Raw genomic sequence first — 22398 nt, 5'->3', positions numbered from 1 at the left:
TCCAGAGTTCCTGCTGGCGTTGCTTGGTTTGGCGTTGCTCAAACATGCAGGGTTGTTCTCATCACCCAGGAGGAGAGGTTTTTCAACAGGCTGCTAGAAGTGGAGTCCAAACAATATATCCAAGTGGATGAACCTTTGCGATTGTGAAAAGCAGGCCCGAAAGCCAGTGGCATCGCAGTCATCGTGCGTTGCTGGATCGGACACGGTTTCGGCTGAAATGCCCTGGCAGCGTTCACGTTTCCACGCGGTCAATTTGAATGTTGCCTTCTTCATGAAATTTGCCCTCACCCACCTCACCGCTCTGTTGCTCGCGCCGCTGGGCATCCTTCATGGCGTTGATGCGCCAACCCATAAGCCCAACATCATCTTTATTTATGCCGACGACTGGGGCTGGGGCGATCTCTCCTGCCATGGCAGCACCTGGCTGAAGACGCCAAACCTCGATAAGCTGGCCAGCCAGGGCACGGATTTTCAGCAGTTCAATGTGTTGAATCCCGTGTGTTCGCCGAGTCGCTCGGCGGTGATGACTGGGCTCTATCCTGCGCGGCTTTCGGTGCATCAGCATTTCGCGACACCGGAACAGAATCACGAGCGTGGCATGCCGGACTGGCTGGATCCGAAGGCTCACATGCTGCCTCGTTTGCTCAAACAAGCGGGCTATCGCACCGCCCACTTCGGCAAATGGCACCTGACCAATCGCGATACCAAAGGCGCGCCGAAACCCGAGGCGTATGGTTACGATGAAGCCCGTGTCTTCAACGGGGGTGCAGGCTGGGAGTCGGCGGACCTGCAGGCGACGGCTGCTGACACCGCAGCCTTTATCAAAGCGAACAAGTCGCAGCCGTTCTTCATCAACGCCTGGCTGCACGAGAGCCACACGCCGCATGTGCCCACGGCAGAGTCCATGGAGAAATGGAAGCATCTCGATGAGCAAAAGCAGGTCTATGCCGCCGTCATCACCGATGGCGACAATGCGGTGGGCACCATCCTCGATGCGCTGAAAGCAGAGGGCTTGGAGGAAAACACCATCGTCATGTTCAGCAGCGACAACGGCCCTGAATCCACCGCAGCGAAGCGCACGGGAAGCAAGTTCGATCCTGATGCCAACGTGACCGGCTACGACACGTTCTACAGCATCGGCGAAACGGGCGGTTTGAGAGGTCGCAAGCGCAGTCTGTTTGAAGGCGGTGTGCGAGTGCCCTTCATCGTCCGCTGGCCCGGCCACACTCCGGCAGGTGCAAAAAATGACACCACCGTCTTCACCGCTGTCGATCTGCTGCCCACGCTGTGCGCAGCGGCCAATGTGGGCCTGCCAGCCGACTACCAAAGCGATGGTGAGAACCTGCTCGCCGCCTTCCACGGCAAAACAACAGCACGCACACGGCCGCTTTTTTGGCACTGGATGGGAAAAGCCGCCGAACCCGACTACTGGCCGCGATTGGCCGTGCGTGAGGGCGATTGGAAACTGATGCTCACCGAGGATGGCAAGCGCGTCGAGTTGCATCACCTCAGCCGCGACCGCGCCGAGACGGAAGATGTCTCGAAGGACCATCCCGACATCGTCGCACGTCTCAGCCAGATGGCCCTCGAGTGGAAGGCGACGCTGCCCGCCAAGCCGAACCCCGAATGCCTGAGCAAACACCCCCTTCCGGCCAAGCCCGGCGCGAAGAGTCCCAAGGTCACGCCCGAAGTCCGTGCCAAGGCCTTTGCCAGATGGGACACCAACCGGGACGACATCCTCACGCTCGAAGAATACCAAACGGGCCTCAAAGGCCAGTCCGACCTCGAATCACGCTACAAGAGCTTTGATCAAAACGGCGACGGCAAACTCACCCGCGCAGAGTTCACCGGCAAATGAACGCTTTGATCAAGGCACCTCCACCAGACCTCAGCATGAACCGTTCTTTCCCTTTTCTCATCGCCCTGCTCCTCGCGCCGCTGGTCACACTGCACGCCGCCGAGCCTTTCCCGACTCCAGCCGCGCTGTGGAAGGGCTACGATCCGAATCATGACGAGTTCAAAGAGGAGATCGTGAAGCAAGAAACGCGTGATGGCATCTTCAGCCGGGACTCCTACATCAGCGCGTATGTGCTGGGCGAGGAGATTCGCGTTTACTGCCGCTACAAGGTCAAGACGGTTGCGGCGAAGGCTCCCGGTCTGCTGGTGGTGCATGGCTGGATGGGTGCAGCGGAACCGGATCGGAAGTTTGTCGAAGAGGGCTGGGCCGTGATGGCGCATGACTACTGTGGCAAGACGGGGACACGTCCGCACTTCACGAAGTATCCGGAGAAGCTGCGACATGGGAACATGGATCGGACGGTGGCTGGACCAGCGAGGGCGCAGGATCTGGACGGAAAGCAAATCACCGATCCGAAACAGACCTCCGACTACCTTTGGTATGCGATCCAGCGGCGGGTGCTGAGCTATCTGGAGCAGCAGAAGGAGGTGGATCGCACGCGGCTCGGGGCGACGGGTTACTCGTATGGCGGCACGTTGATGTGGAATCTCGCCACCGATCCGCGCGTGAAGGCGGTCGCGGCTTACTTTGGCATCGGCTACAACGACTACTACCGCGACAAGCAGGTCTGGCTCTACAACGTGCCTTACGTCGAGCCGCCGAAGTCGTCGGGCGAAGAGATCATCCTGGCTTCGATCGTTCCTGAGGCGCATGTGCCCTTCATCACGGCGGCGACGTTGTTTTTGAATGGCTCCAACGATCATCATGGCGGCCACGAACGCGGACTGGAGAGCTTCAAGAAATTCCCGAAGAACGTGCCGTGGTCGTTTGCGATTCAGGCCCGCGGACATCACGACACCGAGAAGATCGGGCACAATACGAAGTTCTGGCTCGAAAAGCATGTGCTCGGCCAAGATGTGGCCTGGCCGGAGCATCCGAGGTCTGAGATCCGTCTGGATGCCGAAGGCGTGCCGGAACTCGTCATCACTCCGGCGTCACCCGACACCGTGCGCAAGGTGGAGCTGTTTTATGCGCTCAAGAACCCATGCAGCTACGCCCGTGCCTGGCGTGACACGCCGAGCGTGCGGGTGGGACAGCAGTGGATCGCCAAGATGCCGGTGCTCAATGTGGACGACTATGTCTTCGGCTACGCCAACATCACCTACGACACGATGATCGTGCGCTCGACCGACTTCAACGCGGCGATCCCTGCCAAGCTCGGCAACGCACGGGCCACCGACAAACCATCGAGCGATCTTTCCGGCAGCGGTTACAGCGACTGGAGTAACATCGCCGAGCTGGAAGGCCCCAAGGGCATCAAGGGCTTTCGTCCGACGAACAACGGACGCGGTTCCGGCACCGAGCAACTGCACGACCCCAAATGGCAGGCTCCGGCCAACTCGCGGCTGAGCTTCAAGTTCTACTGCACCGAGCCGCAAACGGTGGTCTTCACTGCTGCCGATCACAACTCGGTCGAACTGGAGATCACCGCCTCCGACGACTGGCAGGAGATGACCATCGCCCCTGAGCGGCTCATCAATCGCCACAACCAAAAGCCTATGTCGAACTGGTCGAGCGTGGGCAAAATCCATTTTCTACCCAAACAAGGCTCCGACCTCACCAAGGTGATCTTTGCCGATTTCAAATGGGTGCCGTGAACCGGCTGCTCGATTACGTTTTTTATCCAACCAACCACCGAAGCGATCCGATCCATGAAAGCCCTCGCCTGCGCCCTTTTCCTTGTCCCGCTCACCTCACTGCTCGCCGCCGATGCCCCGGCCAAGGAGCAGAAGCCTGCACCCGAGTTTCGGAAATACGAGCTGCCAGTCGAGCCGGATGAAAATGTCGCGTATGGCACGCATCGGATGCAGGTGATTTACTTTTGGCGGGCGAAGTCCGAGCAGCCCACGCCGCTGCTCGTTTACATCCATGGCGGCGGCTGGCAGGGCGGCGACCGGTCAGTGGCTCGAAGCATGATCCTGCCAGCGCTCAGTGCCGGCATCTCGGTGGCCTCCGTGGAATACCGCACGATCAAAGACTCCACCGCCGATGGACTGGTGCCGCCCGTGAAGGGGCCGATGCTCGACTGCGCCCGCGCTTTGCAGTTCTGCCGCAGCAAGGCGAAGGAGTGGAATCTCGACAAAACCAAGGTCGCTCTCTCCGGCGGGTCCGCGGGTGCCTGCACGAGTCTCTGGCTGGCCTTTCACGATGAGATGGCGGACCCGAGCAGCCCCGATCCCATCGCCCGTGAGTCCACCCGCGTGCTCTGCGCCGCCGTGTCCGGTGCTCAGACCACGCTCGACCCACATCAGATGCGTGAATGGACGCCGAACAGCAAATACGGCTCGCACGCCTTCGGCATCGCGTGGGATGCGAAGAAGAAAATTGGGTCCTTCCAGATGTTCTACGATGCTCGTGAGCGCCTGCTGCCTTGGATCAAAGAATACTCACCCTATGAACTCGTCAGCCGCGGCGATCCACCCGTGGGCCTCTTTTACAGCAGCCCGCCTAACCTCGGCCACGACGAAAAAGACCCCACCCACACCGCGAACTTCGGCATGAAGCTCAAGGAGCACTGCGATGCTCATCAAGTCCCCTGCGACCTCGTCTATCCCGGCGCCCCGAACGTGAAACACGCCACCGACAGCGACTACATCAAGGCCTACCTGCGGCCGGAGCTGAAGTGAAGACCTCAAACAGTAGCCCCGCCTGAAAATGAAACGCCATCTTGCTGCTACCCTGTCGTTGGTGTCACTCGCTGTCTTGCAGCTCGCATTGTCTGCCATGGTGCACGCCGATGAGATCATCCTGGCCGGTGGCGACGAGGTTTTCATCGTGGACGCGGCGGAGGCGACCGCGGGCAAGGCGAACAAACTCTGGCGCTGGAACGCACAGGAAGCGGCGGATGTGCCGGAGGCGGCGCGGCGGGATTTTCATCACATGGATGAGTGCAAGGCGGTGGAGCAGGGCGCGAAGCTGCTGGTGTGCGCCTCGAACGGCGGCTGTGCGTTGATCGAGCGGGCCACGAAGCGCGTGCTGTGGCGGGCGAAGTCGCGAAATGCGCACTCGCTCGATCTGCTGCCGCATGATCGCGTGGTGGTGGCCAGTTCGCTGAGCGGCGATCATCTGGAGGTCTTCGATTTGAAAGGCGCGGCGGTGCCAGTTTTCAAAACACCGCTGCGTTCCGCGCATGGCGTGCTGTGGGATGAGGCGCGGCAGTGCCTGTGGGCCTTGGGGTTCGATGAACTGCGCTGCTACACGCTGGCGGACTGGGACACGGCCACGCCGTCACTGAAACTCAAGAGCTCGCACAAGCTGCCGGATGCCGATGGCCATGATCTGCGCCCCGTGCCCGCCAGCGCGGACCTGCTGCTCACCACCGAGCATGGCGTGCATCTCTTTGATCGCGATCAGGCGACCTTTCGCCCGCATCCTGTGCTGAAGGATCTCGCCAAGGTGAAGTCCGTGGATGTGCATCCGGTGACTCAACGCATCGTGCTCAGCACCTGGGGCGCGACTTTGCGCCTTTTTGCGCCGGAAGGGAAAATCACCTTCGACGACGCCCGTCCTTACAAAGCCCGCTGGCTGCCCTGATTCCATGAAACCCACGCTCACCCTGCTCTCCGCTCTTTTTCTCGCATCGCTCCTGCCGCTCACCGCAGCGGAGTTGCGGCTCGCCTCCGTGCTGGCCGATCACATGGTTCTGCAACGCGACAAGCCCGTCGCGGTTTGGGGCTGGGCGGACGCGGGCGCAGAGGTCACGGTCGAGTTCGCCGCACAGAAGAAAACGTCGAAAGCCGACGCCCATGGCAAATGGCTCGTGAAGCTCGATCCCATGCCCGCGAGTGACCAGCCACGCGATCTCCTCATCTCTTCAAATCATCAATCACAAATCATCAGTCATAAATGCACAGACGTGCTCGTGGGCGAGGTATGGCTCGGCTCCGGCCAGTCGAACATGGCGATGACAGTCGCGGGTTGTTACCACTTTGATGCGGAGAAGGCGGCGGCGAAGTTCCCTCTCATCCGTCATTATCGCGAAAGCTCCGGCCCTGCTGAGCAGCCACAGGCCGAGGGCAAAGGCGCATGGCAAACATGCACGCCAGATACCGTCGGCGGCTTCTCGGCGGCGCTGTATTTCTTCGGCCGCGAGATTCACAAGGAGGTCGGCGTGCCTGTCGGCCTCATCAACACCTCCGTGGGCGGCACGCCCATCGAATCCTGGGTCGCCGCCGAGGTGCAGTCCTCCGATCCCGAGACGAAGGCGAACTACGACACGCGCCTGGAGGCCCATCGGAAGTTCGATCCCGCGCAGGCGCCCGCTTTGCATCAAAAGCAGCTCGCCATCTGGAAAGCCGCGTCCGAGAAGGCCAAAGCCAATGGCACGCCGTTCGTCACCCCGCCGCCGAAGGACCCGCTCGCGATGTGGAAGCTCAAAGGCGGCCCCGCCGGCCTCTTCAATGGCAAAGTCGTGAACCTCGTGCCCTACACGCTGCGCGGCATGCTTTGGTATCAAGGCGAAGGAAACGCCAGCAGCAATGCCGGCCTCTACCACAAGCAACTCACGCAGCTCGTCACCAGTTGGCGCACACTTTGGCAGGATGAAGTGCCCTTCGCGTGGGTGCAACTGCCGAACTACACCGCCCCCGGCGAAGGCTGGCCGCGCGTGCGTGAATCCATGCTCAAAACGCTCGCCCTGCCAAAGACCGGCATGGCCATCACCATCGACCTCGGCGATGCAAAGGACATCCATCCGAAGAACAAGCAGGACGTCGGCAAACGCCTCTCCTACTGGGCGCTCGGCACCGTCTATGGCAAAAACGTCCCCGCCATCAGCGGCCCGCTGCCCGCTGGCTCGACGATCAACGGCGATGCGATCACCGTTTCCTTCCAGCACACGAATGGCGGCCTCAAATCCATCACCGGCGGTCCGCTCACCGGCTTCCAGATTGCCGGAGCCGATCAACAATGGAAGCCCGCTGAGGCCAAGATCGTCGGCGAAACCGTCGTCATCCGCAGCGCCGAGGTCGCACAGCCCGTGGCCGTTCGTTACGCGTGGAAAGACTGGCCCGACTACAGCCTCGCCAATGGCGCGGGCCTGCCTGCCTCGCCTTTCCGCACCGATGACTGGCCTGCGGTGAAGAAGTGAGAATAACAGACAACCAAACAGCAACGGCCCCCGAGTGGCAAAAAATCGAAACCGCCTGGCGCGAAACCGAACTCCACCAAACCGGCCGCACCCTCACCGCGCTCAATTTTGAAGACTTCATCCCCGCTGCGGAGAATCCGCTGAGCAAGGCGAGCGATGGCAAGCCGGTGGGCTTGGAGCCGGGGAGGGTGCCGAGATGATGCTAGGTAGAAGAACCGAGCTGAGGATCGACAAACCTGTGCGAGAAAGCGCCGAACGCGTCAAGAGCGGGGGCGACGAGTGCGTTCCTGATTTCCCAGGCCATCCCGGTCAGTCCAAGTGTTTGGCCGTCATGGCTTTGACATACAGTTTCGGAGCTACTCCCTCGTTACGCTTAAAGGCGCGGGAGAACTGATACTCCGATGAGAAACCAAGATGCTGGGCAGTTTGTTTCACGCTGCTCCCCTGGTCGATCAGAAGCCGTTTGGCCGCTTCCATCTTCAGCCGGGTGATCGCTCGATAGGGAGTCTCTCCCGTTTGCTTGGCATAGGCATGGCCGAAGGCGGACACGCTCTGGTTCAAGTGTCCGGCAAGGTCGGCGACGGTCAGGGGTTGATTGATGTGGGCACGAATGAATGCCTCGATCCGGGCTTCCATGCTGCCCGCCTGGGCGAGGGACTCCAGACTGCGGACTTCACGCAGGTGTGAGCCGACCTGTGGCGCGGCAATGAATCTGCCCAGCAGCCCGAGCATTTCTCCCTGAGCCAGCAATTCAAATCCCTGCCGACGATGAAAAGCGTGTTCGCTGATGTTGCGGAGGTGATTCGTCACCACATGGTCGGGATCGCGGAAGTGGCAGTAACCAGCCCGGCCGACCAGCGATTGAAACGTCTGTTCCAACTGCCCGCCGAGGTTGAAGATGATCCACGATTCGTATTGGGACTTCCCGGCCTCCTGCCGCTCCCAGTAGCGTAGTTTCGGGCGATAGATGACAGCGCTGCCCGCCTCACGCACAAACGCCTTTCCGTCACCGATGCGGTGATGCTGGTCGGCGTGAACCATGTCGATGACCCAGTGGTTCCAGCACGAGGGAAACCAGCAGTCGGACTTGAACTGCCGGACCTCTGTCAAGGCGCTGACGAGCCGCGCGCTGAATCGCTGGCCGTCGAGATCAAAGTTTCCTCCGAAATGCATGATGGGTATTCCTGAGTGTGACTTGACTGAACGCGTCCAGCCAACTGGATTCGTCACATTGACCGTTCAGGAATTGCCATGTTTTCGACAGGTTCGGCCATTTTACGACCGTGGACGTCCTGCTAGAGAGTTCGAATCATGCATCGCGCTGCCTATCTTTTCTTTGGTCTCTCTTTTGCTTCGCAAACGCTCCTTCAAGCGGATGCCCCCATTCGTCCTGTGTGTGTCGAGAAGGACGGCATTCAACGGATCGAATACCACACAGGAGAAAACCTCATCGCCCGCTCCGCCGACACCGCGCCAGCAGGCGTCGAGTTGAAGTTCCCCGGAGCAGAATGGACGCCGGTCCGCTTCCGTGCGAAGACCGAACGCGATGGTGTCATGGAACTCGGGCCGGAGAAGATCGGTGCACTCACCCTGCGCTGGAGGCTGGTGCAGAAGACACCTTCACTGGTCGAGCGCACGCTGGAAGTCACGGCGGATGCAGCGCAGCAGTTCACAGCGGCGTTTCCGCTCGATCTGGCGATCGAAGGCGAGGTCTCTTCCTTCTCCGGACCGGTCGTGAAGCGAACCGTCTTTGGAACGGAACGCTCCCGCCCGCAGAAAGAGACCTTCCCAGTGGCGATGGCTCACCTCCCAGATCGCGTGTTCGGCATTGTCGCGGATTCGCCTGGGTTCTGGGAGAACAGGTGTGACGTTCTTGTTTCCCCGACGCCAGAACGACGCATCGCGATCATGACTGGAGATGGAAGCGATCCGTATCCTATCTTCATCAAGAAGCAGATCCCTGGGCAAAAGGGCGGCGAGGATGCGCGCGATCACTATCAGTATCAAATGAGCGGCTGGCAGTCGCTGGCTGCTGGAGAGACGCGGCGTTACACCACATGGGTTTTCGCCAGCCCTGCGCGCACTCATTACGACCGTCAGGTGGCGATGCACCTGGCCGTGGCCAATGCCAAGGGCTGGAACTCGAGCGTCCTCGAAGCCATCCTGCGCAACACCTCGTTGTATCTCCTGCGCCGGAATCTCATGCGGGACGAGAATGACCGTCCACGGGACGGGGAATACATTTTCATCTCCGGCATGGGCTATGGGTGGAAGCAGTGGGTGAGCACGGGCATCTATTCGGCTCTCGGACTGGACGATCCGGAGGTGACGGCTGAAGCGCAACGCGCCGTCTTCTGGAACCGCATGGACTATGAAGACAACGCCCAGTATTACCTGATCTGGGCAGCGCTGGCCAAGCGGGCCGGTGGCACCTTGAACGATGCTTTGGTGCATCGCGCCTACGAGTTCATACGGAAGCACGAAAAAGACGGGGCCTACATCCCCCCGCCGCTCGAAAACGCCACGCACCCTAAAGGATGGAAGACCTACATGGATGTCCTCCATTACGACGATGACGATGCGCCCGCGAGCAATCAAGGCTTCCACTGCGGCGCGCTGATGGCCGCCAAGGAGCTTGGCCTGCCCGTCACGGAGGAAGACATCCAGCGGGCGATGGCTGCGTATCAACGCATGTTCAACGCCAAACTCGGCTTCATGCCCACGAGCATGAAACAGCAGGACATACTGGGCCAGGACGTGTTTTACGGCGCGACACTGACCTACGCCGTCTTCGGGCGGAAAGTGCTCACCGATGAGCAGGTGCTGAGGCACTACCACACCTCTGAAAAGGTCAAATCACCCTACGGCCTGCGCGTCATTTCCCAGGCGGACGGCTCCCTGCTGCCAGGGCACAATGGCATCTATTGCTTCGGGGGATCCTGGTTCTTCTGCGACTCTGGCAACTACCTCCTGGCCGGAGCGCACGGCTTGCCGGCTGACGAGGTGGACACGCGTTTGATCGAGCGCATCAAACTCGAACTCGTGAGGTATCCGGGATTCAGCGAGGACATCAACACCGTCACCGGCGAACCGCATGGCAACAAGCCGTATGCCGACTACTCCGCCTATGTCTGGCTGCGGAAGGAAATCCGCCGCCGACTTGGCCAAACCGGCCTGGACCCGGTGGGTGCAGCGATTGATGCTCATCTGGGAGTCGTGCGAGAGAACGGCGTCTTGAGACTGGAGCCTTCCCTCGCCGAACGATCTGACCGAAACGGCCCGCTGCCCTCCGCAACCCTGAAACCCGCGCCAGAACTGGTGTTGCCCGCCGGTGACCAGAAGCATTCTGTGGATGCCAACAACCCGGCACATTGGGAGGGCGATACGCTCCATGTCTTCATGTCCGGCGGCGGGATTCCCAAGCCGCTGACGAAGCGGGCCACCGGTTCCGATCTGTTCCACCTCGGCAATGCCATCGAAAGCCGCATCAACAATGACGATGTCTTCCACCATGGCCGTTGGGGCCGCTGGATCGAGGCGACACACAAGGACGACAAGTCTGGCAACCTTTACGGCTGGTATCACAACGAGCCCGGTGACTGCTGCCCGCAGTTGAAGCGGTCATTTGCACTGACCGAACCGCGAATCGGTGCACTCGTGTCGAGAGCCAATGGCAAGACATGGACCGATCTGGGATTCATCCTCCAAGCCCCGCCGCAGAGCGTTGACTGCGGCACCAAGAACAGGTTCTTCGCGGGAGGGAACGGGGACTTCTCCGTGCTGCTTGATGCCAGGAAGGAGTATTTCTACTTCTTCTTCAGCTCTTATTGGGGCGAGACAGAGCAGCAGGGCATCGGTGTAGCGCGCATGAGCTACGCGGACAGGGACGCCCCGGCTGGAAAGGTGTTCAAGTGGCACAACGGAAGATGGGCGGAGCCGGGCGATGGCGGTCGTTTGACCCCCGTCTTTCCGGCAAAGCGCAGTTGGCACCAATCGGATCCCGACGTTTTCTGGGGACCCTCCATCCACTTCAACACGCACCTGAATCGCTACGTCATCCTCATGAATCGCGCCCAGGACACGAGCTGGAAGCAGGAAGGGATCTACGTCACCTTCAACTCTGACCTCTCCAATCCATCCGGCTGGACAGAACCGCAGAAAATCCATTCGAGTGGCGACTGGTATCCGCAAATCATCGGCATCGGAAAAGGCGAAACCGATAAACGTGCCGGGCGGAAGGCGCGCTTCTTCCTGAAAGGGCGCTCCGCGTGGGAGATTCTCTTTCTCGCTCCCGGCGAGAGAGAATGAAAACGAAGCCACCCCGCATGAATCCAGCCCTCAGCGTTTCCTACATTCTTTTGAAATCACTCAGGCAAACTTGCTCCCTTCACCCGCCCATGCCGCCCACGAAAACGGCGAACGCATCCGCGAGCATTTGAGAGCGGGGGCAACATGCAAAAGCACTTCAACTGCTCTCCAAGGTCCCTTGTGCTAAGCTGCGCTCGAAACTCGCCGCCCTCATAGCTCAGAGCTGGCCCAAACAAGACATCAACACCGCTTGGAACGCCGTTTCGCGCTCTCCTCTCAACGCGACCGAGAAGCAACTCATGTTCAACGAACTCTGGGAATGAACCACCATACCCACCGCGCCGGACAACCACGACGTCCACGACTACGCCGAGCGTATCCTCGAGTGGCTGCCGAGGCGGCCTCACTTTCCCGATCACTTGCAACTAATCGGACCGCCAGGCCAACGCGAGCCCTTGGCTTAACATGCGGGCCTAGGTCTCCCTCATGCCCTTCTCCACGATTTCACGAAACGCTTTCACATGCGGCAGTTCGTGGCGGCCTTTGCGTTGGAGGAGGAAGACTTCTTCGTGGCCGAAGAGGGAGGTGAGGTGGCGCATGGTGAGTTCGCATTCGCCGGGGCCGGGACGCGGGAGTTTGGCGTCGTTGGCGCGGGTGCAGATGGCGATGCCGAGGCGGATGGCGACGTAGTCGAGCAGAAGGGCGCGATTCGTCGCCGTGGTGGTGACGTTCATGCGTCCGCCTAAACCTGCCTGGGTGAAGATGTGGCGGATTTGGCGGTGGGAGCTGGATTGCTCAACGCTGAGCACGAGCGGATGCCGGACGATGTCGGCCAAGGTGGTGCGCCGTGTGGTGGCGAGCGGGTGGTCGTGCGGGCAGATGAGTTGGAAGGGATAGCTGGCGAGCGGCCAGACGTGAAATTGCGGCAGCGGGTCGTCGCCCTGGGCGATGCCGATGATGGCGATGTCGGCAGCACCGGCTTCGATTAACTCGCGGGCCATCTGCGAGGGGCGGTCGATGAGCGTGAGGTTCACGGCGGGGAATTTTTTTCGATAGGCGGCGATGGGCTTGCGCAGGGCTCCGTGAAGCATCGGGGCAGGAGCGACGATGCTGAGGGTGCGCGGCGTGATGCGGTGGCGGTCGGCGAACATCTCGCGGAGGGAATCGAAGCCTTCGACGAGTGGCGCGGCCATCTCGACGAGGCTTTGCCCATCTTCAGTAAGGGAAAGTTGGGAGCCACGGGCGATGACGAGTTGCACCCCGTATTCGTCCTCCAGAGCACGGACCTGCTGCCACACCGACGGCACCGCGAGACCGAGCGAGGTGGCGGCGGCGGCGAAGCTGCCCTGACGCGACAGCTCGACGAGGGCGCGAATCTGCCGGAAGCGCACTTCTTTGAAGTAGCGGCGTGCGGGTGATTTGGGTGATGCGGATTTCTTGGGCATTAGGCTGGAACGAACGGGCATTAGGAAGATTTGCAAACACAGCGGTCAAGAAATGCGATTTGCGGATGTAAGTCTAAAGCTATGGAAATACCCTCAACTACCCTTTCTCGTCGTCACTTTCTCCGCTCTGGCAGCGCTTCGCTCATGGCTCCGGCCGTCATCACGGCGGCGACCACGCTGCGGGCGCAGCAGAAGGCAGACTCGAATGAAACGCTGCGCATCGGCTTGATCGGATGCGGTGGTCGCGGCACGGGGGCGGCATCGCAGGCGCTTCAGGCGGATTACAATGCGCGACTGGTGGCGGTGGCGGATGTGTTTGAGAAGCAGATGGACACGGCCATCGCTTCGCTTTCGGCGAAGACACCGGATCGTGTGACGGTGAGTCCGGAGCATCGATTCGTCGGGCTGGATGCTTATCAGAAGCTGCTGGCCTCGGAGGTGGATGTGGTGATCCTGGCCACGCCGCCGGGGTATCGTCCGCTGCATCTCACGGCGGCCGTTGAAGCCGGAAAGCACCTGTTTTGCGAGAAGCCGATGGCGGTGGATGCGGTGGGTTACCATGTGGCGATGGCGGCGCTGGCGAAAGCGAAGGAGAAGAAACTCAATGTCACGGCTGGCTTCTGCTGGCGCTACAACACCTCACGCCGGGAGAGCTTCAAGCGGCTGAAGGACGGGCAGTTTGGCGATCTCATGAGCTACTTCGGAACCTACTATGGCAGCCCGATTAGGCTCATGCCTCCGGCATCCTCAAGGCAGCCCGAGCAGACCGATCTGGCCTGGCAGCTTGCCAGTTGGAACAGTTTCTCCTGGCTGTCGGGTGACAACTATGTGGAGCAGGCGGTCCATTCAGTGGACAAGCTGATGTGGGCCATGGGTGATCAGCCGCCCGTCAGTTGCATCGCCACCGGCGGTCGCCAGACGCCTGCCGAGGGCGGCAACATCTTCGATCACTTCCATGTCGCCTATGAGTTCGCCAACGGCGTCATGGGACACATTGGTTCACGGCAGATGACGGGATGCTCCAACGAGAACATCGACTACATCCAGTGTTCCCAAGCCAAGCTGGTCATCGGCAAAGGTAGCGCCCCATTTGCCGAAGGCGCCAAACGCTGGCGCTTCCGTGGTGAGGAAAAGAACATGTATCAAATCGAGCACGATGAACTCTTCGCCGCCATTCGCAGTGGCAAGTCCGTGTTTGATGGCGACTGGATGATGCGCTCCACGCTCGCCGCGATCATGGGCCGCGAGGCCGCCTACACCGGCCAGCGCCTCACCTGGGAGCAGATCCTCGCGTCCAAACAAGACCTCGCGCCGGAAGAGACCTTGAAATGGAACGACAAGTTCGAGCCCACACCGCGTCCGATCCCTGGGGTGACAAAGTTTGTGTGATGAACGAAACCTTGAGCCAACCCATGAAATGCACCCTCTTCATCGTCGCCACCGCCGCCATCATCGGCTTCGCGGAGGACAAACCTACCGTATCAAGAACCAACAAGGGTTCCTCGGTCTAGAAAGCGAAGGCTCGACCATCCAGTTCCGCAAATTACGCGTGCGCGAACTGCCCAAACTTTGCGTCAACGTCCCTCTTCCGCCCGAAATCAGCCCCTCACCATGATGAAAACACACTCTTTGCTCGCCTCTGTTGCCCTTTTCCTTTCCATCCAGATATCAGCACTCCACGCCGCACCGGCTGACGCGGTGCTGGTGGAGGCTGAGGGCTTCAAAGACAATGGCGGCTGGGTGATGGATCAGCAGTCGATGGATGTGATGGGTTCCGCTTTTCTACTGGCGCACGGCATGGGTGTTCCTGTGGCGGATGCGACGACGACGGTCGCGTTTCCGCAGCCGGGCAAGTATCGGCTGTGGGTGCGCACGCGGGACTGGGTGGCACCGTGGAAGACGGCGGAGACGCATCCCGACATGCGGGCGAAGGGCACGCCGGGCATTTTTCAGGTCATCGTGGATGGCAAAACATTGGCGACGACATTTGGGAATGAGGGTGAGGACTGGCACTGGCAGGATGGCGGCGTGGTGGAGGTCGCTGGGAAGACGGCGCAGGTCGCGCTACATGACCTCACGGGCTTTGCGGGTCGTTGCGATGCGCTGTTTTTTTCACCGGAGTCTGCACCGACTCCACCACCGAATGATGCGGCCACGCTGGCCCCGCTGCGTCGAAAGCTGCTGGGCTTGCCGGAGAAACCGGAGGCGGCGGGTGAGTTTGATTTTGTGGTCGTCGGAGGTGGGGCAGCAGGGTGCTGTGCGGCGGTGAGCGCGGCACGGCTCGGCTGCCGGGTGGCGTTCATTCACGACCGCCCGGTGCTGGGTGGGAACAACAGCACCGAGGTGCGCGTGGGTTTGTCCGGCCTCATTCATCAGATGCCGTATCCGCAGCTCGGCAATCTCCTCGAAGAACTCGGCCCGGTGGGTTACTGGAGTCTGCAACAGGCGAAAAAATCCCGCGACCTGCCGCGCAGTCAGGAAGTCATCGCGCTGTTTGAGAAGGAGCCACAGCGCCGGATTCACAATGCCGGACCGTCCACCAACTACGAGGACGAGAAGAAGCTCGCCGTCGTCGCGACGGAGAAAAATATCACGCTCTATCTCAGCACACGTGCGAACGGCGTGGAGATGGATGGCCAGCGCATCGCGGCGGTGCTGGCTCAGGAGATCAAGACCGGCAGGCGGCTGCGATTCAAAGCTGCGCTTGTCGCCGACTGCACGGGCGATGGTGTCATCGGCGCACTGGCGGGAGCGGATTCTGCCTATGGCCGCGAGAGCAAGGAGGAGCATGGCGAAGAGTTCGCCCCTGAAAAGGCGGATGAACTGGTCATGGGCACGTCGGTGCAATGGTTCGCCGAGGAAGGCTCCGAGCCTTCCACTTTCCCCGAGTGTCCGTGGGCGCTGAAGTTTGACGCGGATCACGCCATTAAAACGAAGCGCGGTGATTGGGACTGGGAGACTGGAGCCATGCGCAATCACATCACCGACATCGAGGAAATCCGCGATTACGGCCTGCGCGTTGTCTATGGCAACTGGGCCACGCTGAAGAATCATCCGAAGTTCAAAGACGAGTTCGCCCGGCAGAAGCTCAGTTGGGTGGCCTACATCGGCGGCAAGCGCGAGAGCCGTCGCCTGCTCGGTGATGTGCTCTTGCGCCAGCAGGACATCGTGGCGGCGCGGCCCTTCCCCGATGCCAGTGTCACCACGACCTGGACCATCGACCTGCACTACCCGGAGAAGCCCATGTGCGCCTGCGAGGCCTTCCAATCCGAAGCCCGGCAGTTTAGAATCCAGCCTTACCCGATTCCTTACCGGTGCCTGTATTCACGCAATATCAGCAACCTCATGATGGCCGGCCGTAACATCAGTGTGACCCACATCGCGCTTGGCACCGTGCGTGTGCAGCGCACCACCGGCATGATGGGCGAGGTGCTCGGCATGGCAGCCTCCCTGTGCAAACAAAACACCACCACGCCACGCGGCGTGTATGAAAAGCATCTCGATGACTTGAAGACGCTGATGCAACGCGGCGTGGGCAAAGAGGACCTCAAGGCCAAAGGCGGGCGCTAAACCACTTTCAAAACACGATGCCCACTCAACGCTCCGGCCAAACTTCCCGCCGTCACTTTCTGACCTCCAGCCTCAGCGCGGCAATCGCCAGCCTCGCTGCGGCGGAATCACGGCCACGGCGCATCGTGCTGCGTTCATCATGGCAGACGGTGAACATCGGCGACATCGCGCACACACCCGGCGTGCTCGCTCTGCTGGAGAAACATCTGCCGGAGGTCGAGGTGAGGCTTTGGCCCAGCAGCGTGGGAAATGGCGTGGCAGAGATGCTCCTCGCACGCTTTCCGAAGCTCCACATCATCCAGACGCCCGAGGCGTTGAAGGCCGCATTCGATGAGTGTGACTTCCTTTTGCATGGCTCCGGCCCGTCGCTCGTCGCGGCGCAGGACATCGCCAAATGGCGCGATGCCACCGGCAAGCCCTACGGCGTCTATGGCATCACCTTCAATGCGCCCGACACCGCCACCGCGAAGCCCGAGTTGGTGAAAAAGTTCCAGCAATGCATTCCCATCATGAGTGGAGCGCAGTTCGTTTTCTTCCGCGATTCCGTGTCACTTGCCGAGGCGAAGAAGCGCGGCTGCAGCTGCCCGGTCATGGGCTTCGGCCCTGATGGAGCCTTTGCCACCGACTTGCGCGATGACGCCCGCGCCATCGCCTTTCTTCAGGCGCACAAGCTGGAAGAAGGCCGCTTCCTCTGCTGCATCCCACGCCTTCGCTACACACCTTACTGGACCATTCCCGCGCGGAAGACACCGCTGGACGAGACGAAGCAAGCCCGCAATGAAGCGATGAAGGAGCACGACCTCGCGCCGCTGCGTCAGGCCATCGTCGAAGTCGTCCGCCAGACCAGCATGAAGGTGCTTCTCTGCCCCGAGGACGAAACGCAGATGGCCCTCAGCAAAGAAATGCTCTTCGACAAACTTCCCGCCGATGTGAAGGCGAACGTCGTCTGGCGTTCTGACTTCTGGCTCACTGGCGAAGCTCTCAGCACCTACATCCGTAGCGCCGGTCTCTTCGGCGCGGAGATGCACAGCCCCATCATGTGCATCGGCAACGGCATCCCCGCCATCGTCTGCCGCTGGGAGGAACAAACCAGCAAAGGCATCATGTGGCGCGACATCGGCCTCGGTGAGTGGCTTTTCGACTTCGATAACGAAGACGAAATCAAAGCCATGCCTGCCGCCGTGCTGGCCATTGCGAAGGATCCTGCAGCGGCGAAAGGGAAGGCAGTGAAAGCGCGAGTCTTCGTCGAAGAACGCCAGCGTCACACGATGCAGGTGCTCGCTCGGTCAATTTAACATCTCACCCAGCCAAACCCCTCTCTTATGGACATCCCCAGCCGTCGCCACTTTCTTGGCAGTCTCACCGCCGCCTCCGGTTTGCTGGCGGCCCGATCACTGCCGGCGGCCGATGGCAGTGCTCCCAAGGGTTTTCTCGAAGCCGCCCGCGACCTGCCCGTCAATACTGACGCTGATGTCATCGTCTGCGGCGCGGGGCCTGCGGGAGTGACCGCTGCGATCACTGCCGCACGCGCCGGGGCGAAGGTGCGCTTGTTTGAAACGCATGGTTCGCTCGGCGGCGTGTGGACTTCTTCGCTGCTCGGTTACTTGCTCGATTTCGACAAGCCCGGCTTCAACGTGGAACTCGTGCGCCGCCTGCGGGAGCGCGATGCCATCAACGGCGGCGGCATGAACGGCCTGAGCTATCAGCCAGAGGAGATGAAGCTGCTGTTGGAAGAGCTTTGCGCCGCTGCGGGTGTCAAAGTGCAGCTCCACACCCGCGTCACCGCCGCGTATCGCGAGGGGCGCACGCTCCGCACCATCGTCACTGAGTCCAAGAGCGGACGGCAGGCTTGGCGGGCCCCCGTTTTCATCGACACCACCGGCGATGGCGATCTCGGCGCCCAAGCGGGATGCGAGTTCGAAATCGGCCGGGAAAAAGCCTGTCCCTGCCAGCCCATGACGATGTATGCCCTGCTCGTGGTGAAGGACGTGGCGCAGATCGCCGACTGCATCCACGGCACCGGCGATGGCGGTCGCCATGTCGGCCCGAAGGCCTTTCAGGACACGCTGAAGAGAGCCGGCGTCACGCCGAGCTACGGCCACGCCTGCTTGTTCCCGATTCAGGGAAATCTCGTGCTGCTCATGGCCAACCACGAATACGGCATCAATGCCACCGATGCCGCGCAAGTCACCGAGGCGACTCTCCGCGCCCGTGGCGAGATTCATCAAATCGTGCGCGGCCTGCGCAAGCTCGGCGGCCCTTGGGACGGCTTGCAAATCGCCGCCACGCCTGAACAAATCGGCGTCCGCGATGGCCGCCGCATCCGGGGACGCTACATAATGACAAGCGAAGACCTCGTCAAAGGAGCGGTGCAAGCCGACGCCGTCGTCCGCGCCACATTCCCCGTGGACATCCACGCCCTGAGTGCCGAGGACAACAAAAAGGCCGCCTACCACAACGCCGGCGTGAAGACGAAGCCCTACGACATCCCACTGCGTGCACTCATTGCTCGCGATGTCGATGGCCTCATGATGGCGGGCCGCTGCATCAGCGGCGACTTCATCGCCCACGCTAGTTACCGCGTCACCGGCAACGCCACCGCGATGGGTGAAGCCGCCGGAGCCACCGCCGCCGTCGCCGCGAAAAACAAGGCCGCTCCGCATGACGTGCCGTGGAGCGAGGTCCAGCACGTTATCGCCAAGGTGCGTGAGCAAGCCTGATTCCTCGACACCGATAACGCTATGAGAATCATCCACCACATCCTCCTCACCGCCCAACTGCTAGTGCCACTTGCGGCGCTGCACGCCGAGCCCCCCAAGCTTTTACCTGCTAACTGGAACGCAAAACGGGCAGGCGATGAAGTCCTGTCCAAGATGATCAAAGTCAGCGCACCGCAGGTGAAGGGTGCGCACGATGCAGACCTCGTCCTGGTCGGCGAGCGAGCCTTCATCGTCGAGCACGACAATGACATCAAGCCGGGTCACGGCGCGGGGAAGGCGCAGTATTGCGTGCTGACGGTCGTGAATGTGAAGACGATGAGCGTGGAGCGAGTCGTGCCGATGGCGAAGTCTGCACAAGCCTTCGCCAATGAAACACTGCCGGCGGGAGCCTGCTTTGTCCCGCGCATCATTCAGATGAACGACACCACACTACGTTGCTTCTTTGTCTGCGAGGATCAGAGCGGCAAGCGCCAGTCGCAGACGTGGTATCGCGACTTCGACATCGCCTCGCTCACCTTCGCGCCGGACATCCATCGGGTGAAGCTCAAGACCAGCGACGGCACCTTCGACATGCAGCCGCAGTATTTCCACGCGGATGCTGCCAAGCAAGGCTTCAAGCAACCCGCCAAGGCCTTCGGTTTCTACCTGCTCGATGCGTTCAAGGTCATCGACGGCAAGACCTGTCTCGCCATCAACAACTTCCCCGGTGCGCAGAACGCGCTCGCGATGCTGAATGACGCGCGCGACACCATCGAAGTCATCGGCCACTACAACGAACCCGCCGAGCGCAGGCTCACGGAGTCCTCCGTCAATCGCCTGCCTGATGGCACCTGGATGGCCATCTGCCGCACCGAGAGCGGCGACCGCAACTACGTCTTCACGACGAGCAAGGACGGCAAGACGTGGACGCAGGGCGAGGCTCGACCCTTTGTCAGCAAAGGCAGCAACTCCAAGCCCACCTTCGACAAGTTCAACGGCATCTATTACCTCGGCTGGCAGGAAGCCACGCGCATCACCGACGGCCACGGTGTCGGACGCTACATCTTCAATGTTGAGGTCTCGCGCGATGGCATCAACTGGGAGCGCAAATACCGCTTCGAGTCCCCGAGCTCGTTCCAGTATCCCACCTTCCGTCAACATGAGGGCTCGATTTGGTTCACCGTCACCCAAGGCACCGGCGGCAGCACGGATCGCATCATGTTTGGCAAACTGGAGTCCTCAAAACCCGCTCCTCTACTACAGCCAAACAATACAACCAGCGACGCCAGCACCGCGCCGCCGCCCTCTTGGGAGCAAATCCGCCGCGTGCCGATGAGCGGTGGCTTGCGGGCCTTTTGGAATGTGGCGGGTGGTGACAATGCGACGAACTATCGCGAGGCCGCTGCGCATGGATTCGAGATGGTGGACCTTTTGAGCACCTATTCCGACTACCCTGGCAGGCAGAAGGAGAACATCCGCAAGACGCTCGATACCAACAAAACCAATCCCTGGCAGAAGCCCGAGTTCTTCGAGCGCATCGTCAAACGCAACATCGAGAAGCGCGGCAACCAGAACGCCATCTTCGTCCACGACATCGAGTTCAGCTTCGAGGAGGACATCGACAAAGTCTGGGCCGATCCCGTGTTGCGCGCCGCATCAAAGGCCACGACCCGCGAGCAGTTCGCCGATGCCTACCTGCGCGAGTGGGCCACCTGGTTCACACTGCCCTGCCAGTGGGCGAAAGAACGCTTCCCCGGCACCCCCATCGGCATCTACGGCCCGCAGCCGTTCCGTCGCGATTACTTCGGCATCTCCGGCAAATCCGCGCAGCAAATCGACGGCACGCATCACAGCGATGCCGAGTTGTGGCAGCACATCGATCCCTTCGTCGATTACTACATCGCCAGCATCTACGTCTTCTACGACAAGCCCGACTCCATCTACTACATGGCGGCCAACGTGGAGGAAAACATCGAGCGCACCCGCCGCTACGGCAGCAAGCCGCTCTACGCCTACGAGTGGCTGCGCTACCACAGTTCCAACAAGAAACTCGCCGACCAAGAAGTCGCCCCCTGGCTGGCCGAAGCCATGGCCGTGCTGCCCTACTTCTGCGGCGCACGCGGCCTCGCGCTCTGGGGCTCCGAGCCGAAGCGCCAAGGGCAATACTACCACACGCTCCCCGTCTTCATGACCAGCCTCGGCCGCGTCTCCGATCTCTCCGCCAAGATCGCCGCCGCCAAACTCATGCCTGACGAACCCGCGCACGTCCTCTGGAAAGCCAAGCGTCCCCTCATCCGCCGGATGCGCGTCAGCGCCGATGAGTGGATCATCCTCGCCGTGAACCCCTGGCAATCCGAAGAAGCGATTTCGACTGTGGAAGTGCTCTTGGAGAAGGGCCGCATCACGGTCGAATTGCGCGGACGCCACAGCGAGATTTTTCACTGCATGGGTGAGAGCGTGAAGCGGCTTTGAAACCTGTGATTTGATCCCACCAGTCCTGAATCAACATCCCATGAAACGCACCCTCCTCACCACCTCCCTCATCTTCGTCACGGCCAACATCATCGGCTTCGCACAGGACAAACCCGCCGCATCGACCACCAGCAACACCGCAGCCCCCGTTCGTGCCTTCATCGACGATGAAGGCCCCGGCTGGCGCTCGCTCACAGCAGCGGATTTCACCAAGGTGAACAGCGCGGATGACACTTGGTCATGGAAAGACGGCGTGCTGCATTGCACCGGCCAGCCCGTCAGCGTGCAGCGCACGACGAAGGAGTTCGGCAACTTCGAGATGGTCGTCGAGTGGATGCATGAGAAAGCCGCTGGCAACTCCGGCGTCTTCGTGTGGACCACACCGGCCTCCATTGAGAAACTCACTGCCGCAGGCAAGCCGGGTCTGCCGGATGGCACTGAGGTGCAGATCCTCGATCACGGCTTCACCGACATGATGAAGGCCAAGGGAGCCAAGACCGACTGGTTTGGCACGAATGGCGATGTCTTCCCCGTGCGCGTGAAGATGACGCCCTTCCCGCCACTGTCGCCCGATGGCAGCCGCAGCTTCCCACGCAAACACCTCGCCCACGGCCACGGCGAATGGAACCACTACTACATCCGCGCCATCAACGGCGAAGTGCGCCTCTGGGTGAACGGCGAAGAAGTCTCCGGCGGCACCGCCATCGAGCCCAAGAAAGGTTTCCTCTGCCTGGAAAGCGAAGGCTCACCCATTCAGTTCCGCAAGCTGCGCGTGCGCGAGCTGCCGTGAAGTCCCCC

At 61.0% G+C, this 22398-nt stretch carries 15 protein-coding genes; 13 read left to right on the top strand and 2 right to left on the bottom strand.

The window, feature by feature from the left end:
* Positions 1 to 271: 271 nt before the first annotated feature.
* Genes ACILSI_RS14925 through ACILSI_RS14900 form a run of 6 tightly spaced genes read left to right on the top strand, consistent with a single transcriptional unit; the run spans position 272 to position 7306 of the window.
* Positions 272 to 1858 carry a sulfatase-like hydrolase/transferase gene (locus ACILSI_RS14925; protein ID WP_395722688.1) on the top strand — a complete coding sequence of 529 codons (1587 nt, stop codon included), beginning with the start codon at positions 272 to 274 and terminating at the stop codon, positions 1856 to 1858.
* Positions 1859 to 1893: 35 nt separating this feature from the next.
* On the top strand, positions 1894 to 3615 hold the full coding sequence (locus tag ACILSI_RS14920; RefSeq protein WP_395722687.1) for a dienelactone hydrolase family protein: 1722 nt from the start codon (positions 1894 to 1896) through the stop codon (positions 3613 to 3615).
* Between the two features lie 54 nt (positions 3616 to 3669).
* Complete coding sequence (locus ACILSI_RS14915) at positions 3670 to 4644, top strand: alpha/beta hydrolase (RefSeq protein ID WP_395722686.1); 975 nt, start codon at positions 3670 to 3672, stop codon at positions 4642 to 4644.
* A gap of 28 nt (positions 4645 to 4672) precedes the next feature.
* Positions 4673 to 5551 carry a DUF6528 family protein gene (locus ACILSI_RS14910; RefSeq protein WP_395722685.1) on the top strand — a complete coding sequence of 293 codons (879 nt, stop codon included), beginning with the start codon at positions 4673 to 4675 and terminating at the stop codon, positions 5549 to 5551.
* 4 nt (positions 5552 to 5555) lie between these two features.
* A complete protein-coding gene (locus ACILSI_RS14905) occupies positions 5556 to 7106 on the top strand; it encodes a sialate O-acetylesterase (protein ID WP_395722684.1) in 1551 nt (516 codons plus the stop codon).
* Entirely contained in the window at positions 7103 to 7306 is a 204-nt protein-coding gene (locus ACILSI_RS14900; RefSeq protein WP_395722683.1) for a hypothetical protein, read from the top strand. Before ACILSI_RS14905 ends, ACILSI_RS14900 begins: the two co-directional genes overlap by 4 nt.
* 109 nt (positions 7307 to 7415) lie before the next feature.
* On the opposite strand, the gene ACILSI_RS14895 is transcribed toward ACILSI_RS14900, so the two are convergent.
* Positions 7416 to 8279 (bottom strand): helix-turn-helix transcriptional regulator, encoded by an 864-nt coding sequence (locus ACILSI_RS14895; protein WP_395722682.1) that lies wholly within the window; start codon positions 8277 to 8279, stop codon positions 7416 to 7418.
* Positions 8280 to 8417: 138 nt separating this feature from the next.
* On the opposite strand from ACILSI_RS14895, the gene ACILSI_RS14890 reads away from it, so the two are divergent.
* Entirely contained in the window at positions 8418 to 11414 is a 2997-nt protein-coding gene (locus tag ACILSI_RS14890) for a hypothetical protein (protein WP_395722681.1), read from the top strand.
* A 473-nt stretch (positions 11415 to 11887) separates the two neighbouring features.
* Here ACILSI_RS14890 and ACILSI_RS14885 read toward each other — a convergent pair whose 3' ends face one another.
* Complete coding sequence (locus ACILSI_RS14885) at positions 11888 to 12859, bottom strand: LysR family transcriptional regulator (protein WP_395722680.1); 972 nt, start codon at positions 12857 to 12859, stop codon at positions 11888 to 11890.
* A 144-nt stretch (positions 12860 to 13003) separates the two neighbouring features.
* Between ACILSI_RS14885 and ACILSI_RS14880 the strand changes: the two genes are divergently transcribed.
* The 6 genes from ACILSI_RS14880 to ACILSI_RS14855 all read left to right on the top strand — a co-directional run bounded on the left by ACILSI_RS14880 (position 13004) and on the right by ACILSI_RS14855 (position 22390).
* Complete coding sequence (locus tag ACILSI_RS14880; protein ID WP_395722679.1) at positions 13004 to 14248, top strand: Gfo/Idh/MocA family protein; 1245 nt, start codon at positions 13004 to 13006, stop codon at positions 14246 to 14248.
* A gap of 225 nt (positions 14249 to 14473) precedes the next feature.
* Positions 14474 to 16429 (top strand): FAD-dependent oxidoreductase, encoded by a 1956-nt coding sequence (locus tag ACILSI_RS14875; protein WP_395722689.1) that lies wholly within the window; start codon positions 14474 to 14476, stop codon positions 16427 to 16429.
* Between the two features lie 17 nt (positions 16430 to 16446).
* On the top strand, positions 16447 to 17724 hold the full coding sequence (locus tag ACILSI_RS14870; RefSeq protein ID WP_395722678.1) for a polysaccharide pyruvyl transferase family protein: 1278 nt from the start codon (positions 16447 to 16449) through the stop codon (positions 17722 to 17724).
* A 27-nt stretch (positions 17725 to 17751) separates the two neighbouring features.
* Complete coding sequence (locus tag ACILSI_RS14865) at positions 17752 to 19149, top strand: FAD-dependent oxidoreductase (RefSeq protein WP_395722677.1); 1398 nt, start codon at positions 17752 to 17754, stop codon at positions 19147 to 19149.
* 21 nt (positions 19150 to 19170) lie between these two features.
* Positions 19171 to 21600 carry a sialidase family protein gene (locus ACILSI_RS14860; protein ID WP_395722676.1) on the top strand — a complete coding sequence of 810 codons (2430 nt, stop codon included), beginning with the start codon at positions 19171 to 19173 and terminating at the stop codon, positions 21598 to 21600.
* Between the two features lie 40 nt (positions 21601 to 21640).
* A complete protein-coding gene (locus ACILSI_RS14855) occupies positions 21641 to 22390 on the top strand; it encodes a DUF1080 domain-containing protein (protein ID WP_395722675.1) in 750 nt (249 codons plus the stop codon).
* Positions 22391 to 22398 lie beyond the last annotated feature (8 nt).

Source organism: Prosthecobacter sp., assembly GCF_044232965.1.
Classification (GTDB): Bacteria; Verrucomicrobiota; Verrucomicrobiia; order Verrucomicrobiales; family Verrucomicrobiaceae; genus Prosthecobacter.
Note: the sequence above shows the minus strand (reverse complement) of the source record. Positions and strands in the feature narration are given on the sequence as shown.